This window comes from Curtobacterium sp. MCJR17_043 (assembly GCF_003224315.2).
Lineage (GTDB): Bacteria > Actinomycetota > Actinomycetes > Actinomycetales > Microbacteriaceae > Curtobacterium.
This window is the reverse complement of the sequence record NZ_CP126259.1, coordinates 265,841-280,576: the sequence shown is the minus strand read 5'-3', so window position 1 is coordinate 280,576 and position 14,736 is coordinate 265,841. Positions and strand designations below refer to the sequence as shown.

The window sequence follows — 14,736 nt, the reverse complement described above, 5'->3', positions numbered from 1 at the left end:
ACGGTCAGGAAAGACCAGCACGAGCTCGTCGTATCGATTCGACCGGAATCTCGGTAGCGTGGAGGCATGTCGCAGACGACTGATGCATCGAAGACGCTGCGCGTGGGGGGTGGTCGGCCTCGGTTTCGCCGGGACCACGCACCTCGACGCATTCACCGCACTCCCCGGCGTGGAGGTGATCGCCCTCGCCGGACAGGAACCCGAACGGCTCCGCGAACTCGCGTCCAGCCGAGGCGTCCCGAACGCGTACGCCGACTGGCAGGACCTCGTGGCCCGCGACGACCTGGACATCGTCTCGATCGGCGTGCCGAACAGCCTCCACCACCCGATCGCGATCGCCGCACTCGAGTCCGGCAAGCACGTGTTCTGCGAGAAGCCACTCGCCACGACCGGTCAGCAGGCGCAGGAGATGGTCGACGCGGCCGTCCGCAACGACCGCGTCCTCGAGGTCGCCTACAACCACCGTCGCCGTGCCGACGTGCAGTTCCTCGCGACGCACCTGCGTGGCGGGCAGACCGCCGGTACCGCCGTCGACACCACCGACGACGGCGCCCTCGCCGAGCCGGGCACCGGCCCGATCGGGGACGTCTACCACGCCCGCGCGAGCTGGATGCGCCGTGCCGGCATCCCGGGCATCCGCAGCTGGTTCGTCAACAAGGAGACCGCGGGCGGTGGTCCGCTCATCGACCTCGGCTCGCACGTGCTCGACATCGCCCTGCACCTCATGGGCGAGCCCCGCGTGGTGACCGCCAGCGCCGTGACCTACAACGAGCTCGGCCGTGCCGGTCGGGGCGGGAGCGACCGCGACCCGGTGTCCGCCGCCACGGGGCGCCCGTTCGACGTCGAGGACTTCGCCAGCGCCCTGCTCCGCTTCGAGAACGGCGCCAGTCTGCTCCTGCAGGCGTCGTGGGCGAGCTACTCGAAGGACGTCGAGGACATCGAGGTCGAACTGCTCGGCTCGACCGGCGGCGCGCGGCTGTTCGTCCGCGACTACGCCACCGAGGGCACCGTGACCCTGTACTCCGACGAGCAGGGCGTCCCGACGGTCACCCGCCCGGGCGTGCAGGTCCCCGCGGGTCACCACCAGCGCGTCATCGAGGAGTTCCTCGCCACCATCCGCTCCGGTCTGCACGACGGGCACCACGGCGAGTTCGCCCTGCACCGCAGCCGCGTGGTGGACGCGATCTACGCGTCGGCGCAGGCCGGGCACGAAGTGGAGGTCGTCCGGTGAACATCGTCGTCTGGAACGAGAACGTCCACGAGACCCGCGGCGACGAGACGGTCCGCGAGCACTACCCGGACGGCATCCACGCGGTCGTCGCCGCCGGCCTGGAGGCCCGACTCGCCCCCGGCGCGGACGGCGCCGACGGCTCGCACCCGACCCACGGCCAGCACGCGTCGACGCACACCGTCACGACCGCCACGCTGCAGGAGCCGGAGCACGGCCTGACCGAGGAGCGGCTGGCCGACACGGACGTCCTGTTCTGGTGGGGGCACATCGCCCACGACCAGGTCGCGGACGAGGTCGTCGAGCGCGTCGTCCGCCACGTGCACGCCGGCATGGGGCTCGTGGTGCTGCACTCCGGTCACTACTCGAAGCCGTTCACCCGGCTGATGGGCACGACGTGCTCGCTGAAGTGGCGGAACGACGGGGAGCGGGAACTCGTCTGGACGATCGCGCCCGAGCACCCGATCGCCGCCGGGGTCCCGCACCCGATCGTCATCGACCGCCAGGAGATGTACGGCGAGTACTTCGACATCCCGCGCCCCGACGAGGAGGTCTTCCTGTCGACGTTCGCCGGCGGCGAGGTCTTCCGCTCGGGGGGTCGCCTACCGCCGCGGCCTCGGCAAGGTGTTCTACTTCTCGCCCGGCGACCAGGAGTACCCGGTGTACCACCACCCGGACATCCAGCGGGTGCTGGCGAACGCCGCACAGTGGGCGGCGCCGACCGGGCCACGTCGGCAGCTCACCGCCGACCCCCCACCCGAGGGACTGGTTCACGGACGAGGGAGCGCGTAGACAGGGCGTGTGAGCACACCGCAGGACGCCGAGCACCGCACGGCACTGGTCGAGGCGCTCGGCGTCCTCGGTGCCGGGCCCGAAGAGCGCTTCGACCGGATCACCCGGATGACGCACGAGGCGTTCGGCGTGCCGTTGACGTTCCTCAACCTCGTCCACCACGACCTCGTCACGACGCAGTCGACCTTCGGGTGGAACCAGGGGTCGAGCGTGCCCGCGAGTGAGCAGTTCTGCGCCACCACCGTGCTCACCCCGGCGCCGATGGTGATCCCGGACACGACCCTCGACGAGCGGTTCGCCCACACCGCTGCCGTGGCCGAGCACGGCATCCGGTTCTACGCGGGTGCGCCGCTGTCGATGGACGACGGGACCCGCGTCGGGACGCTCTGCATCATGGACGCGCAGCCGCGCGCGTTCTCCGACGAGGACCTCGCGCTGCTGCGCGACCTGGCGCACTGGGCGGAGCGCGAGCTCGGCCACGCGCTCGAGCGCGACCGTCTCGGACGGGTCCGGACCGGCCTGGTGCCCGACCCGGTGGCGGTCCCCGGACTCGAGCTCGCGACGGTGACGGCACGACGTCCGGACGGCGGCGGTGACGTCGCCGACTGGCGGGTCGCGGCGGACGGGACCCTCGCGGTCACGGTCGGCACCGTCGCGACCGGCGGTGCGGCCTCCGCGCTGCTCGCGGCGACCGTCCGCGGGGCACTCGTCGCGCGGGTGGACGAACCGCTCGCGTCCGCACTGCCCGGCCTGGAGGCGCAGGTCGCCCCCGACCTGCGGGTCGCGGACGCGGTCGCCCGGCTCGTGCACGCCCGGCTCGACCCGACGTCGGGCCACGTCGACCTGGTGGACGCCGGGCTCGGGACCGCGCTGCTCGTCCGGTCGGACGGAACGCACCGGGCGCTCCCGTCCGCGCTCCCGATCGGGGTCGGCGGTGCGGCGGAGGAGCACCCGGTGGTGGCGCTGGACCTCGCCGTCGGTGACCGGCTCGTCGTGTCCTCGGACGGCCTGACGACGCTGCCCGGGTTCGCGACCCTCGACGAGGTCGCTGCGGCGGTCGCCGGTGCGGCGGACACGGCGGCCCTGGTCGACCGGGTCCGCGGACTGCTCGGGGACGAGGACCCGCCGACGGACGTGACGCTCGTCGTCGTCACGCGCCGGGGGGACCGCGGAGCAGCCGACCGCCTGACGGCACGCGATCCCGTGCGCCCGGACCGTGCACCCGGGCCGGCCAGCGCGCCCGGACGCCTCAGCGGACGGTGCGGCGCGGCCCGTCGGTGAACGCGGCCACGAGCAGGGTCGCGAGCAGCCCGAAGCCGGTCAGGACGACGCCGAGGGCCGCGAGCTGCCAGTAGGCGCTCCCGACGTGCTGCGGCTGCGTCAGGACCTCCGGCCACCACGGGTCGAGGAACGGCACGGATCCCGGGAACGGGTCGAGCCCGAACATCGCCAGGCCACCGAGGAGCATGAGGACCCCGAGCGCCGCCATCGTGCCGCGCCGCCGTCCGAGCGCGCGGACGACGAGCGCCGCACCCATGCCGACCAGCCCCACGACGGCGATCGAGAACGCCACCACGAACACCACCTGCGGCACGAGGGCGAACCAGTCGAGCACGGCGATCGGCACCAGCAGCCACCGTCCGGTCCTGGCCCACCGCGCGGGCTCCCGCCAAGCATGCATGGCGGCACGGTACGACACGAACCCGGACGACCGCCGGGCTAGCATCGCGACGTGCCCACGCCCGAAGCCGAGGTCGACGTCGACGTCCCGCTCGTCCGGGCGCTGCTGGCCGACCAGCACCCGGACCTCGCCGACCGCCCACTCACCGTCGTCGCGAACGGCTGGGACAACGTCCTCCTCCGGCTCGGCCCCGACCTCGCCGTCCGGCTGCCCCGGCGGGCCGCCGCGGCCACGCTGGTCGAGCACGAGCAGCGGTGGCTCCCCGGGCTCGCCCGTCTCGTCGGCGGGGTCGTCCCCGTCCCGGTCCCCGTCCGCACCGGTCGACCCGGCTCCGGCTTCCCGTGGTCGTGGAGCGTCGTGCCGTGGTTCCCCGGCGTGCCCGTCGGCGCCCGGACCGGCAGCCCGTCCGTCGCCGGGACGCTCGCCGCGTTCGTCGCCGCACTGCACGTCCCCGCGCCGGCCGACGCACCGACCAACCCGGTGCGCGCCGTCCCGCTGCACACCAGGACCGAGGCGGTCACCGAGCGGCTGTCGTCGCACCCCGTACCGCGAGCCGTGGAACTGGCCGCGCTCTGGCGGACGGCGGCGGACCTGCCCGAGCACGCCGGGCCTCCCGTCTGGGTGCACGGCGACCTGCACCCGTTCAACGTGCTCGTCGCGCCCGGCCCGACCGGGGACCGGCTGTCCGCCGTCGTCGACTTCGGCGACGTGACCGCGGGGGACCCGGCGGTCGACCTCGCCACCGCCTGGCTCACCTTCGGCCGGGAGGCCCGAGCCGACTTCCGACGTCGGGTCACCGCGCAGGACGCCAGCCTGGACCCGCACACGTGGGGCCGGGCGCGTGGTTGGGCCGTCTCGATCGCCTCGGCGCTCGCCGTGAGCGACGAGGCGTCGTCCCGCGCGGTCGCACGGCGGGCGATCGACGCCGTGCTCGACGACTGACCGACCGGCCCTCCGGTTCGCGCACGACCGTCGGGCGGGGGCTACCGCCGCCGCGGGCACGGGGTTAGCGTGCCCCCCACACCATCCGTGCACGTGAAGATCGGGAGGGGCCTCATGACCCTCGAGTTCCGCGTCCAGCACGACGTCGCCACCGACGCCGCTCCCTCCTCCCGAGCCGTCCCCGACCGGCGTGGCCGGGTGCGGCGGGTCCTCGACCACCTCGCCGCCCGACGGACCGCCGCACGACTGCGGCGCCTCGAGGCGGAGCAGGCCGAACTGGTGGACCTGCAGCGCGTGCTGTCGGACGCTCGGGCCGTCGTGGAGCGCGGCTGGGTCCAGCACGCGTGGTTCGCCTACCTCGACGACCGCGGACGCACCCGGACCGCCTCGAGCGCCGCCGCCATCGAGGTCGTCGGCCGACCGCTCGTCGGGGCCTGTCTGGTCGGTGCGGTCGTCGACGCGGCCGGCGGCCCGCACGCCGTGCACGCCCAGTCGGTGCAGCGTTCGCTCGACCTGGTGTGGCACGCGCTCGCCGTGCCCGAGGGGTCCCCGGTGACGTGGTGTCCCGCTCCGGACGTCCGGATGGCCCGCGTGCGAGACCTCACCCGGTGGAACGACGGTGGTGACCGGACCGCGGAACAGGTCGCCGGCCTGCTCCTCACGGCCGAGCGCGTCGCCGTGCACGAACAGGCACGGGTGGCCCTGCGGTCGGTCGCGCTCCGGGCAGAGGCCGGCAGGCGCGGATCCGGCCTGTAGCCGACCGTCCCGCCCGATCGTTACCGTTCTCCCAGGGTCCCCGGTACAGCTGTGCCCTCATCAGGGGTTCTCCTCGCGCGTTCCATGGGTGTCCACCCAGGAACGGTCGCCAGCCCGCCGGTCCGACGTCCGCGACCTGCGTAGCTTGGGGCCGTCCGTACCCCGTTCCGTGGGACGGACAGCCGACCGGAGGGAGCGGAGAACCGGTGTTCCAGTACATCGCCGAGCGATGGGACCAGATCTGGTTCTCGTCCTGGCAGCACTTCTCGCTGGTGGTCCAGTGCGTCGTGCTCGCGACCGTCATCGCCGTGGTCCTCGCGGCGCTCGTCTACCGGATCCCCGGTCTGCGGTCCGCCGCGAACGAGGTGTCCACGATCGGGCTGACGCTGCCCTCCTTCGCCGTCATCGGCCTGCTGCTCGTGCCGCTCGGGTTCGGCGTCGTGCCGTCCGTCGTCACCGTGACGTTCTTCGCCGCGCTGCCGATCCTCCGGAACGCGGTCGTCGGGCTCAACGAGATCCCGCCGGCCGTCGTCGAATCGGCCCGCGGCATCGGGATGAGCCGCTTCCGCACCCTCGTGCAGGTCGAACTGCCGATGGCGTGGCCGATCATCCTCACCGGCGTGCGGGTCTCCGCGCAGATGGTGATGGGCGTCGCCGCCGTGGCCGCGTACGCGCTCGGTCCGGGACTCGGCAGCTTCATCTTCTCCGGGCTCTCCCGTCTCGGCGGCGCGAACTCCCTCAACTCCGTGATCGTCGGGACCGTGGGCGTCGTGCTGCTCGCCCTGGTCCTCGACCTCCTGCTCCTCGGCCTCGGCCGCCTGACCACCTCGAGAGGTATCCGTGTCCAGCACTGACTCCCCGACCACCGCGCCCGACACCGACGTCACCGGCCGGAGCATCCTGCTCGACCAGGTCACGAAGCGGTACCCGGGCCAGGCGAAGCCCGCGGTCGACGGCATCACGCTCGAGATCCCGGCCGGCAAGATCGTCATGCTCGTCGGCCCCTCCGGCTGCGGCAAGACCACCACGCTGAAGATGATCAACCGCCTCATCGAGCCGACCGAGGGCCGCATCGTCGTCGGCGACGACGACGTGACGAAGATCGACGGCGACGAGTTGCGCCGCCGGATGGGCTACGTCATCCAGGCCGGCGGGCTGTTCCCGCACATGACGGTCGCGGCGAACATCGCCGTCGTGCCGAAGATGCTCGGCTGGTCGAAGGAGAAGATCGCCGCTCGCGTCGACGAGCTCCTCGACCTCGTCTCGCTCGACCCGGACACATACCGCGACCGCTACCCGCGGGAGCTCTCCGGCGGTCAGCAGCAGCGCGTCGGCGTCGCCCGCGCGCTCGCCGCGGACCCGCCCGTCCTGCTCATGGACGAGCCCTTCGGCGCCGTCGACCCGATCACCCGGCAGCGCCTGCAGGACGAGCTCATCCGCATCCAGGCCGAGCTGCACAAGACGATCGTCATCGTCACGCACGACTTCGACGAGGCCGTGAAGCTCGGCGACTGGATCGTCGTGTTCTCCGAGGGCGCGCACATCGTGCAGTACGACTCCCCCGGAGCGCATCCTCGCCGAGCCCGCGAACGAGTTCGTGGAGAACTTCATCGGGTCGGGTGCCGGTCTGAAGCAGCTCACGCTCACCCGTGTCCGCGAGGTCGGGCTGGCCGACGCCGTGACGTGCTCGCCGGGCGAGCAGGCCGAGGCCGTCCTGCAGCGCATGCGCGAGGCAGGCGGCCACGGGCACGCCGTGGTCGTCGACCGGCGGCAGCGGCCGATCGGGTGGCCGTCGCGCCGCCAGCTCGAGCGCCTCGACCGGATCCCGGAGGGCATCGAGGCGGACCTGCCCGTCGTCTCCGAGGCGTCCACCCTGAACGACGCGCTCGACACCATGCTCGTCTCGAGCGCCGGGGCCGCGCTCGTGACCGGTCGCCGGGACGCCTTCCAGGGCGTCATCACGGTCGAGACGGTCATGGACGCGATCACCCGTACCCGCGCCGCGGCCGCCGAGGACCAGGCGTACACCCCGGTCGGGACGAACACGAACCCCCCTCCAGGCGATGCCGAGCAGCGCGGCCGCCGACCTCGGGGACGAGCCCGCCGGGTCCGCCGACGACTCGTTCGACGCGGACACCGTCCCGTCCGACGGCCGGGACGACCGGTGAGCGACGTCGTCACCGCGTCCCCGGCGACCGGGGAGCGGACGAGCTGGCGCGGGCTGGTCATCCAGCCGGTCGTGATCCTCGTCGTCCTCGCCGCGTTCGCGGTCTGGCTCGCCAACGCGGACCTGACCGCGACCGAGCGCAGCACCCTCAACCCCTCCGGGCTGCTCGACCTGGCCTGGCAGCACGTCCTGCTGACCGTCGTGTCGACCGTCATCGTGCTCGTCGTCGCCATCCCGCTCGGCGTCGCGCTGACCCGCGGACCGCTGCGCAAGGCGAGCGGGGCGATCCTGGCGGTCGCGAACTTCGGTCAGGCGGCCCCCCGCCGTCGGGCTCGTCGTGCTCCTGGCCTTCTGGCTCGGGTTCACGTTCTGGGCCGCCGTCGTCGCGCTCGTCCTCTACGCGATCCTGCCCGTGCTGCGGAACACGATCATCGGCATCGAGAGCGTCGACGCCCGACTCGTCGAGGCCGGCCGGGGCATGGGCATGAGCGCGGCGTCCGTCCTGCTCAAGGTCGAACTGCCGCTCGCCGTGCCCGTCATGCTCGCCGGCATCCGCACCGCGCTCGTGCTCCTGGTCGGCTCGGCCGCCCTCGCGACGTTCATCGGTGCCGGTGGCCTCGGGCTGCTCATCACCACGGGCGTGAACCTGTTCCTGCCGAAGGTGCTCGTCTCCGGCGCGCTCCTCATCGCCCTGCTCGCCCTGTCCATCGACTGGCTCGGCCGCATCGTCGAGACGTTCGCCCGACCGAAGGGACTCCGATGACCCGCACGGCACGCACCCGCAGCCCGCGACCCCGCCGCCTGCTGACCGCCGCCGCCCTGGCGGGCGTCACCACGAGCCTCCTGGCCGGCTGCGGACTGCAGCCCGCCGCGTCCTTCGTCCCGGCGGCGGCGCCGGGCACGATCGAGCGGATCGACAGCCTGCCCGAGGACGCCCCGCTCACGGTCACGTCGAAGAACTTCACCGAGCAGCTCGTCCTCGGGAAGATCGCGGTCCTCGCCGCCTCGGCGGCCGGCTTCGACGTCACCGACGAGACGAACGTGCCCGGGTCGGTCGCCGTCCGGCAGCTCATGACCTCGCACGACGCCGACATGACGTACGAGTACACCGGCACGGCGTGGCTGACCTTCATGGCCCACAAGGAGGGCATCCCGGACAAGACCGAGCAGTGGCAGGCGGTCAAGGACGAGGACGCCGGCAACGGCCTCACCTGGCTCGCCCCGGCGCCGATGAACAACACCTACGCGTTCGCGGTGCGGGAGGAAGCGGTCGACGACCTCGGCGGCATCACGAAGCTGTCGCAGATCGCGGAGCTGCCCGCCGACGAGCGCACGTTCTGCGTCGAGTCCGAGTTCAACTCCCGCGCGGACGGCTTCAAGCCGATGCTCGAGAAGTACGGCCTCGATCTCGGTGGCTCCGGCGACAGCGCGGTGGCGAAGGACGCGGTCGACATCCTCGACACCGGAACCGTCTACACGGCGACCGACCGCGGCACGTGTAACTTCGGCGAGGTCTTCACCACCGACGGCCGCATCAAGTCCCTCGGGCTGAGCGTCCTCGAGGACGACCGCGGGTTCTTCCCGGCGTACAACGTCGCCCCGGTGCTGTCGACCTCGACGCTGGAGGAGTACCCGCAGCTCGAGGGCGTCTTCGACCAGATCTCGCCGGAGCTCACCGACGCGGTGCTCCAGGAACTCAACCGCCAGGTGGACGTCGAGGGACGTGAGCCCGCCGACGTCGCGTTCGAGTGGATGGTGAAGAAGGGCTTCATCACGGAGCCCTGAGGTCGCGAGGTCGCGATGACGGACGGGAGGCGCGGTGCCAGCAGGCACCGCGCCTCCCGTCCGTCACGACCCCTGGACGACCGACTGCCAGGTGGCGAGGACACCCAGCCCGAGCCCGAAGACGAACAACAGGATCCAGAAGGCCAGCGCGACGAGGTTCAGCAGGATCCCCCCACCCGGCGCGGCCGCGCGCGGCGGGTTCCCGACCGCGGGACGCGATGCCGAGGCAGAGCCCGACGACGGGGGCGACGAACGTCCAGCCCGCGAGCAGTGAGCAGATTCCGAGCACCAGGCTCGCGGTGCCCAGCCCGGTGCGCTGGGAGTCGTGCGTGATGACCATGACCTCGACGGTACGAGCGGGGCGGACCGGTGGCGTCCTTCCAGGCGGTGATCCGTGTCCGTCTCCGGGCGGACCGTCGTCCGTCGCCGGTATCGTCGTCGCATGGCACTGTTCGGACGACGCAAGCCCGACGTGCGCGACCGACCCGTCAGCCAGGTCGAACTGAAGCGCGCCGTGGACGAGGGCTTCCTCATCGCGAAGGCCGCCGTCACCGTGGCCGTGGCGAACCGCATCATCACGAACGCCCTACGCGACCAGGGGTACTTCGACCACGCCCTCATCGCCGACGCCGCCCGCCAGGAACTGCACCGGATGGCCGAGGAGCAGCGTGCCGACGCCGAGCGGATGCGGGCGATCCGGGTCCGGTCGAGCAAGCAGGGCGGCCGCTCGCAGCACCAGCACGACTACCGCCGCGGCGACGACCTGAAGCTCCGGACGCGCGAGGCCACCTACGAGGAACTCGCCGAGCGGCTCGACGCCCGGCGTGACGACCAGTACTTCGTCGACGGCATCGTGCTCGCCGCCCGGGCCCGGGCCTGGGACGACATCGGCACCACGGTCGTCGGACGACTCGGGTGGGCGCAGCGGCCGGCCGACGACTACGAGATCGGGCGGGAGGAGCGCGTGCAACAGCTCCTCGACGAGGACTTCGCGGCCCTGGTCGCCGAGCACCCGGTGGGCACGGGCCGACCGGTGGGCGACGACGACCCGACGGACGTGGACGGGTCGGACGACGGCACGGACCCGGCCGAGGCGGACACCACCACGAGCTGACCGGGTGCCGGTACCACGTCCAGCCGCCGCTCCGTAGGCTCACCCGCATGGTTGATGCGGTGGTCGTCGGAGCCGGACCGAACGGGCTGGCCGCGGCGGTGACCCTCGCCCGCGCCGGGCTCAGCGTCGAGGTGGTCGAGCGGAACGACACCATCGGCGGTGGTGCCCGGACGAAGGAACTGACCCTCCCGGGCTACCTGCACGACGTCTGCTCGGCCGTGCACCCCATGGCGCTGCAGTCCGAGTTCTTCCGGGCCTTCGGCATGGAGCAGCGGATCGAGCTCCGCCTGCCCGAGGTGCAGTTCGGCCACCCCCCTCGACGGCGGCCGGGCCGGCATCGCGTACCAGGACCTCGACCGGACCGCCGACGCCCTGGGCCTCGACGGCCGCGCCTACCGGCAGCTCATGGCCCCGCTCGTGCGGAACGCCGACCAGGTGTCCGACTTCGCCACCGACGCCCTGCTGCACGTGCCACGACACCCGGTGACCGTGGCCCGCTTCGGACTCCGTGCGCTCGAGCAGGGGACCCGCGCGTGGAATGCTCGCTTCCGCGACGAGGTCGCCCCGGCGATGATCAGCGGCGTCGCGGCGCACTCCATCCAGCACATGCCGTCGCTCGCCACGGCCGCCGCGGCACTCTCGCTCGGCGTCTACGCCCACGCCCGCGGGTGGCCGGTGCCCATCGGCGGGAGCCAGGCGATCGTCGACGCGCTCGCCGCGGACCTCGTCGCGCACGGCGGCACGATCGAGACCGGCCGCGAAGTGCACGCGCTCGGGGACCTGACCCCGGCCAAGGCGGTGTTCTTCGACACGAGCGTCCCCACCATGCTCGCCATCGCCGGGGACCAGTTGCCGACACCGAAGCGCGGGGCCCTGCGTCGGTTCCGGTTCGGCAACGCAGCGGCCAAGGTCGACTTCGCACTGTCCGAGCCGGTGCCGTGGACGAACCGGGAGCTCCGACGCGCCGGCACCGTGCACATCGGCGGCACGCGTGCCGAGATCGCCGAGGCCGAGGCGCAGGTCGCCCGCGGGCAGGACCCCGATCGCCCGTACGTCCTCGGCTCCGAACCGACCGTCGTCGACCCGGGCCGGGCACCGGAGGGCGGTCACGTCTTCTGGGCGTACGCGCACGTCCCGGCCGGCTCGACCGTCGACCACCAGGAATCCGTCATCCGCCAGATCGAGCGCTTCGCCCCGGGCTTCCGGGACACCATCGTGGCGACGAACAGCCGGACCGCGGCGGACATGGCGCAGTACAACCCGAACTACGCCGGCGGCGACATCGCCTCCGGTGCCGCGAGCTTCTGGCAGCTGGTCAAGCGTCCCGTGCTCTCGAGCGACCCGTGGCGGATGGGCGGCGGCATGTACCTGGCCTCGCAGTCCGCGGCTCCCGGGCCCGGGGTGCACGGCATGGCAGGCTGGCACGCGGCGAAGAGCGCCCTCCGGCACACCTACGGGCTGCCGGTGGACGTCGACCTGGCACCGAGGAGCTGACATGGCGAAGAACGTCCGGATCATCCACTGCACCCCCCGAAGAGGTCTTCGACGTCCTCCGCGACGGCTGGCTCTACCCGACGTGGGTGGTCGGCGCGTCCCGGATGCGCGGCGAGGACCCGGGGTGGCCCGCGGTCGGCACGGAGATCCACCACTCGTTCGGCGTCTGGCCGTTCGTCATCAACGACACGACGACCGTCCTCGAGTACGACGAGCCACGCCACATGGTGATCCAGGCGCGGGGCTGGCCGGTCGGTGAAGCGCGTGTCGAGGTCGACGTCGAGCCGCACCCGCGCGGCTGCCGCGTGACGATCCGCGAGAACCCGGTGAAGGGCCCCGGGTCGCTCGTGCCGGGCTTCATCGCGCAGCCCGGCATCTGGTTCCGGAACCACGAGACCGCCCGCCGACTCGGCTGGGTCGCCGCGGGGCGCGCGCGCAGCCACTGACGCTGGCGAGCACCGGGACGCCCCCGTCCGCGTGCGACGCCGCGGCCTGCGCGAGACGCCGCCGGATCCGGCGGCGTCTCGGCGAGGCGACGGCGTCTCGCGGCGACGGGGGCGCCTCGCGCTACTCCTCCCGCGAGAACGCGCTCGCGCGGGCGACCTGGTCGGCCGTCAGCGCCACGCCCGTGTACCGCTCGAACTGCCGGGCGGCCTGCAGCGCGATGACCTCGGCGCCCGTGATGACGTGTGCACCGGCCTCCCGACCGGCCCGGACGAGCGGGGTCTCGGCGGGGAACGCGACGACGTCGAAGACCGTGTGCGCGGCGGTGATGCGTTCCGGCGTGAACGACAGCGTCGCCTCGTCGTCGCCGCGCATGCCGAGCGGCGTGACGTTGACGAGCAGGTCGGCATCGCCGGCACCGTCCTCGTCCGCGACCCAGGCGTAGCCGTACTGGTCGGCGAGGGCACTGCCGGTCGCCTCGTTGCGGGCGACGACGGTCAGGCGCTCGAACCCGGCACCACGGAACGCTGCGGTGACGGCCTTCGCCATCCCGCCCGAGCCGCGCAGCAGGACCCGTGCGGAGCGGTCGACACCGTGCGAGTCGAGCAACGACGCGACGGCCTCGTAGTCGGTGTTCGACGCGGTGAGGACGCCCCCGTCGTTGACGATCGTGTTGACGGAGCGGATCGCGCGGGCAGACTCCTCGAGTTCGTCGACGAGGGGGGATCACGTCCTCCTTGAACGGCATCGACACCGAGCAGCCGCGGATGCCGAGCGCCCGGATCCCCGCGACGGCGCCGGGCAGGTCCGTCGTGGTGAACGCCTTGTAGACGAAGTCGAGGCCGAGCTCGTCGTAGAGGAAGTTGTGGAAGCGGGTGCCGATGTTGCTCGGACGGGCGGCGAGCGAGATGCACAGCTGCATGTCCTTGTGGAGGATGGGCATGGCGTCAGTGTCCCACGACACCGCCGATGGAGCGGTCCACGTGGTGTCGCTCCGGGCGCGGGACAGCGTGCTGGCGTACCGTGACGCGGGATGACTGCTCTCCCTGACACCATGCGCGCCGTCCGCTTCGACGAGTGGGGCGACCGTTCGGTCCTGCACGTGGCCGAGGTCCCCGTCCCCGAGGTCGCCCCCGGGCGGGTCCTCGTGAAGGTCCGCGCCGCCGGCGTCAACCCCGGCGAGACCGCGATCCGCCAGGGCCTCGTCGACGACCACGACCCCGAACGGCTGCCGTCCGGGCAGGGCACCGACCTCGCCGGCACCGTCGCCGCGATCGGCCTCGACGTCGACGGGTTCGAGGAGGGCGACGAGGTCCTCGGGTGGTCGTGGGAGCGATCGAGCCAGGCGGAGTACGTCTCCGTCCCCGCCGGACAGCTCGTCCCGAAGCCCCGCCTGCTCTCGTGGGAGGCCGCCGGTGGCCTCGACGTGATCGCCACCACCGCCGCGGCGGCCGTCCGCGCCGTCGACCCGCGGCCCGGCGAGACCGTCGTCGTGTCCGGTGCCGCCGGGGGCGTGGGCGGGTTCGTCACGCAGCTGCTCACCAACGAGGGCGTCGACGTCATCGCGATCGCCTCCGAGGCGAACCACGAGTGGCTGCGCGAGAAGAAGGCCCGCCCGGTCGCGTACGGCGACGGCCTCGAGGACCGGATCCGCGGACTCGCCACCAACGGCATCGACGCGCTCATCGACACGTTCGGCCCGGAGTACGTGCACCTCGGCATCACGCTCGGGATCCCCGCTGACCGCATCGAGACCGTCATCGCGTTCGACGCCGCGGCCGAGGTCGGCGCGAAGGCCTCGGGCAGCGCCGACACGGCGGACCCGGAGATCCTGTCAGCACTCGCGAACATGGTCGCCGACGGGTCGATCGAGGTCCCGATCGCCGCGACCTTCCCGCTCGACGCGGTGCAGGACGCCTACGCCCAGCTCGAGGAGCGGCACACCCGCGGCAAGATCGTCCTGCTCCCCTAGGGCGACGGCCGGGAGGCCCGTACAGCGCGGGTGGGGTTGCCCCCCACCCCGGGGCGGGGTGCCGCCCGGGTGCCGCCGTGCAGCGGGACACCGTAGCGTCGGGGACATGACGAACACACTCCACCGTCCCCGCTCCGGTCGCCTGCTCGCCGGGGTCTGCGCCGGCATCGCCGACCGCTTCGGCTGGTCCCGCACCGCCGTCCGCGTGCTCTGGGTCCTGCTGAGCCTGTTCCCCGGGCCGCTCTGGATCGCCTACGTGGTGCTCTGGATCGTGATGCCGACCGAGGGGAAGCGCCGCTGACCTCCCCGGGGTCGCCCGCACGGGGCCCGGCTCCGGAGCCCTGCCGTCCCGTCCGGACGG

At 72.9% G+C, this 14,736-nt stretch carries 11 protein-coding genes and 5 pseudogenes; 14 read left to right on the top strand and 2 right to left on the bottom strand.

Annotated elements, in window-relative coordinates; translation table 11 throughout:
• Nucleotides 1-109: 109 nt before the first annotated feature.
• The 3 genes and pseudogenes from DEJ15_RS01410 to DEJ15_RS01400 all read left to right on the top strand — a co-directional run bounded on the left by DEJ15_RS01410 (nucleotide 110) and on the right by DEJ15_RS01400 (nucleotide 3,301).
• The gene (locus tag DEJ15_RS01410) at nucleotides 110-1,231 is read left to right on the top strand and encodes a Gfo/Idh/MocA family protein (RefSeq protein ID WP_284175461.1); all 1,122 of its coding nucleotides are present in this window, start codon (nucleotides 110-112) and stop codon (nucleotides 1,229-1,231) included.
• A pseudogene (locus DEJ15_RS01405) lies at nucleotides 1,228-2,033 on the top strand (ThuA domain-containing protein). Before DEJ15_RS01410 ends, DEJ15_RS01405 begins: the two are co-directional and overlap by 4 nt.
• Before the next feature lie 116 nt (nucleotides 2,034-2,149).
• Complete coding sequence (locus tag DEJ15_RS01400; RefSeq protein WP_284176263.1) at nucleotides 2,150-3,301, top strand: SpoIIE family protein phosphatase; 1,152 nt, start codon at nucleotides 2,150-2,152, stop codon at nucleotides 3,299-3,301.
• Here the strand turns inward: DEJ15_RS01400 and DEJ15_RS01395 are convergent.
• Nucleotides 3,270-3,647 (bottom strand): hypothetical protein, encoded by a 378-nt coding sequence (locus DEJ15_RS01395; RefSeq protein ID WP_110824358.1) that lies wholly within the window; start codon nucleotides 3,645-3,647, stop codon nucleotides 3,270-3,272. The genes DEJ15_RS01400 and DEJ15_RS01395 overlap by 32 nt on opposite strands.
• Nucleotides 3,648-3,752: 105 nt before the next feature.
• Here DEJ15_RS01395 and DEJ15_RS01390 point away from each other — a divergent pair, with 105 nt between their 5' ends.
• The 9 genes and pseudogenes from DEJ15_RS01390 (at nucleotide 3,753) to DEJ15_RS01350 (ending at nucleotide 12,405) form a co-directional block, all read left to right on the top strand.
• On the top strand, nucleotides 3,753-4,643 hold the full coding sequence (locus tag DEJ15_RS01390; protein ID WP_110824357.1) for an aminoglycoside phosphotransferase family protein: 891 nt from the start codon (nucleotides 3,753-3,755) through the stop codon (nucleotides 4,641-4,643).
• Between the two features lie 114 nt (nucleotides 4,644-4,757).
• Nucleotides 4,758-5,399, top strand: coding sequence for a DUF6197 family protein (locus tag DEJ15_RS01385; protein WP_110824356.1), 642 nt, complete (start codon nucleotides 4,758-4,760; stop codon nucleotides 5,397-5,399).
• A gap of 206 nt (nucleotides 5,400-5,605) precedes the next feature.
• On the top strand, nucleotides 5,606-6,253 hold the full coding sequence (locus tag DEJ15_RS01380; RefSeq protein WP_110824355.1) for an ABC transporter permease: 648 nt from the start codon (nucleotides 5,606-5,608) through the stop codon (nucleotides 6,251-6,253).
• A pseudogene (locus DEJ15_RS01375) lies at nucleotides 6,240-7,446 on the top strand (ABC transporter ATP-binding protein); the annotation flags it as partial. The gene DEJ15_RS01380 and the pseudogene DEJ15_RS01375, both read left to right, overlap by 14 nt.
• A gap of 117 nt (nucleotides 7,447-7,563) precedes the next feature.
• Nucleotides 7,564-8,329, top strand: a pseudogene (locus DEJ15_RS01370) (ABC transporter permease).
• A complete protein-coding gene (locus tag DEJ15_RS01365) occupies nucleotides 8,326-9,351 on the top strand; it encodes a glycine betaine ABC transporter substrate-binding protein (RefSeq protein ID WP_110824352.1) in 1,026 nt (341 codons plus the stop codon). Before DEJ15_RS01370 ends, DEJ15_RS01365 begins: the two are co-directional and overlap by 4 nt.
• A gap of 442 nt (nucleotides 9,352-9,793) precedes the next feature.
• A complete protein-coding gene (locus DEJ15_RS01360) occupies nucleotides 9,794-10,465 on the top strand; it encodes a hypothetical protein (RefSeq protein WP_110824350.1) in 672 nt (223 codons plus the stop codon).
• Between the two features lie 47 nt (nucleotides 10,466-10,512).
• A pseudogene (locus tag DEJ15_RS01355) lies at nucleotides 10,513-11,959 on the top strand (phytoene desaturase family protein).
• Nucleotides 11,956-12,405: an SRPBCC family protein gene (locus tag DEJ15_RS01350; RefSeq protein WP_349814919.1), complete on the top strand. Its 450-nt coding sequence runs from the start codon at nucleotides 11,956-11,958 to the stop codon at nucleotides 12,403-12,405. The pseudogene DEJ15_RS01355 and the gene DEJ15_RS01350 overlap by 4 nt, the downstream one beginning before the upstream one ends.
• 121 nt (nucleotides 12,406-12,526) lie before the next feature.
• On the opposite strand, the pseudogene DEJ15_RS01345 reads toward DEJ15_RS01350, so the two are convergent.
• A pseudogene (locus DEJ15_RS01345) lies at nucleotides 12,527-13,346 on the bottom strand (shikimate 5-dehydrogenase).
• Nucleotides 13,347-13,457: 111 nt separating this feature from the next.
• On the opposite strand from DEJ15_RS01345, the gene DEJ15_RS01340 reads away from it, so the two are divergent.
• Both DEJ15_RS01340 and DEJ15_RS01335 read left to right on the top strand, forming a co-directional pair.
• Nucleotides 13,458-14,375 carry an NADP-dependent oxidoreductase gene (locus tag DEJ15_RS01340; protein WP_220032669.1) on the top strand — a complete coding sequence of 306 codons (918 nt, stop codon included), beginning with the start codon at nucleotides 13,458-13,460 and terminating at the stop codon, nucleotides 14,373-14,375.
• Between the two features lie 106 nt (nucleotides 14,376-14,481).
• Nucleotides 14,482-14,676, top strand: a complete 195-nt coding sequence (locus tag DEJ15_RS01335) for a PspC domain-containing protein (RefSeq protein ID WP_110824345.1) — start codon at nucleotides 14,482-14,484, stop codon at nucleotides 14,674-14,676.
• The last annotated feature ends 60 nt before the right edge of the window (nucleotides 14,677-14,736 follow it).